Origin of the sequence: Micromonospora maritima (assembly GCF_902825405.1) — a bacterium.
Classification (GTDB): Bacteria; Actinomycetota; Actinomycetes; order Mycobacteriales; family Micromonosporaceae; genus Micromonospora; species Micromonospora maritima.
Map to the genome: position 1 here is coordinate 1 of NZ_CADEAU010000683.1, position 2,392 is coordinate 2,392.

Sequence of the window (2,392 nt, forward strand, 5' to 3'; positions counted from 1 at the left end):
CTACAGCGGTGCGATGGCCCCGCAGCGTGGCGTCGACACCGTGGTCGAGGCGCTGCCCCGGCTGCCCGGTGTGCACCTGGCGCTCGTCGTCGGCGACCCCGCCGCCGGGTACGTCCGCCGGGTCGTGGCCCGCGCCGCCCGGCACGGGGTCGCCGACCGGTTGCACGTGCTGCCGTACGTGCCGCACCGGCAGCTCGTCGCGTTCCTCGCCGCCGCCGATGTCGGGCTCATCCCGCTGCACCACTGGCCGAACCACGAGATCGCGCTGATCACCAAGTTCTTCGAGTACGCGCACGCGCGGCTGCCGATCGTGGTCAGCGACGTGCGCACCATGGCCGACACGGTCCGGGCCACCGGCCAGGGCGAGGTGTTCCGGGCCCGGGACGCCGCCGACCTGGCCCGAGCGGTCCGGGCGGTGCTCGCCGATCCGCGGCGCTACCGTGCCGCCTACGACGGGCCGGACTCACCGCTGCGCGGATGGACCTGGGAGGCGCAGGCCGAGCGCCTCGACGCGCTCTACCGCCGCCTGCTCACCCCCACCCCCGCCCCCACCCCCTGACGTCCCGTCCCGCCCCGGCGTCGCCGCGCCGAACCCTCAAGATCGACGCAACCTCGCCGAGATTGCGGCATCCAGCCGCCCGCGACCACGCCACCTCCCCGACCTGGCGCGCCCCGGCCGTTGGCACGGCAACTCCCCACGGTAGGGAGCCGGGGCAGGGGCAGGGGCAGGGAAAAAGGGTGGGCGGGAGCGGGTGGGCGGGATAGCGTGGACGCATGCAGAGCAGGCGCACCATCACCGCCGCCGCCGCGCGAGCTTCCCGCTCGCCGGTTGCCGCCGCCTGACCTGCCCATTCATCGCCGGCGACCGGAAACGGTCCGCCGGCGTCGTCGTGTCACGCCACCGTTGCGCGGACCGTCCGGACGCCCGTACCCGGAAGGCACCCGCCATGACACCCGACGAGATCACCCGGATCTTCCACGACCACTACCACCGGCACGGCCACCGGGACGCGCCGGAGAGTTCCCTGGTACCGCCGCCCGGCGACCCGGTGCTGTTCACCACGTCCGGCATGCACCCGCTCACGCCGTACCTGCTGGGGCGCCCGCACCCGGGCGGACGCCGCCTGGTCGACGTGCAGCGGTGCCTGCGCACCACGGACCTGGACGAGGTCGGTGACCGTACCCACCTGACCGTGTTCCAGATGCTCGGCTCGTGGTCGCTCGGCGACTACGACATCGCGACCAGCCTGCGCTGGGGACACGAACTGCTCACCGACGGGTACGGCATCCCGCCGGGCCGGCTGCACGCGACAGTCCACGCGGGCAGCACCGCGGACGGGGTCGGTCCGGACGAGACCGCGCGGGACACCTGGACCGGGCTCGGCGTGCCGGTGGAGGCGCTCGGCGAGGACAACTGGTGGTCCAACGGACCGACCGGCCCGTGTGGACCGGACTCGGAGATCTTCGTGTGGACCGGCGACGGCCCGCCCACCGGCACACCGAGCACCGACGAGCGCTGGGTGGAGGTGTGGAACCACGTGCAGATGCGCTACCACCGTCACCCCGACGGCCGGCTCACCCCGCTGCCGCTGGTCAGCATCGACACCGGGATGGGGCTGGAGCGACTGGAGATGGTGCTGCGCGGCGACCCGTCCGTCTTCACCGGCGACGCGCTGCGACCGTGGGTGGACGCGGTCGGCGACCGCTGGGACCTGCGCGGCGCGGACCTGCGGGTGGTCGCGGACCACCTGCGCTCCGCGGTGGTCGTGCTCGGCGACGGGGTCCGGCCGGGCAACACCGGCCGGGGGTACGTGCTGCGCCGGCTGCTGCGCCGCGCGCTGACCGTGCTGTGGCGCGACGACCCGCGCCGGAGCCTGGACGAACTGCCCCCGACCCTGCACCAGGACACCGCGCGCCGGTTCCGCCAGCGCGTCGACCCCGGCCCGCTGCGGCAGGAGCTGGCGGACGAGGAGCGCCGCTTCCGGGGACTGTTGCGACGGGGCAGGCCGCTCGTCGACCGGGTGCGCGCGCGGGGCCCGCTGACCGAACGCGACTACCACTGGCTGCACGACACCCACGGGCTGCCCCGCGACCTGGTCGACGGCCTGCTCGGTGGGGCGCCCGGCTGACGTGTGGCCGCCCGCGCGGGCGGGTGCCAGACTCGGGGGAAGACGTCGCCGCGAGGGAAGAGGACCCATGACCGGGTACGAGGTGCGGCCGGACGAGGACGTGGTGCCGCTGCTCGGCGCCGAGGTGCGCGTCGTCGACGCGGTGGGGCTGCTCGCCGCCGCCCAGGACGGGCCGGTGGACCTGCTGGCCGGCGGCGACTTCCCCGCCCCGGTCCGGGAGGTCCGCTGCACCGTGCGCGCGGAGACCCTCGCCGGGCGGCCGG

At 75.3% G+C, this 2,392-nt stretch carries 2 protein-coding genes and 1 pseudogene; all 3 read left to right on the top strand.

What is annotated here, in order from left to right:
- The coding region (locus HUW36_RS31015; protein ID WP_174531331.1) for a glycosyltransferase at nucleotides 1-559 on the top strand (559 nt) is incomplete at its 5' end.
- 388 nt (nucleotides 560-947) lie between these two features.
- Nucleotides 948-2,129: an alanine--tRNA ligase-related protein gene (locus tag HUW36_RS31020; protein WP_174531332.1), complete on the top strand. Its 1,182-nt coding sequence runs from the start codon at nucleotides 948-950 to the stop codon at nucleotides 2,127-2,129.
- Between the two features lie 67 nt (nucleotides 2,130-2,196).
- Nucleotides 2,197-2,392, top strand: a pseudogene (locus tag HUW36_RS31025) (ATP-binding protein); the annotation flags it as partial.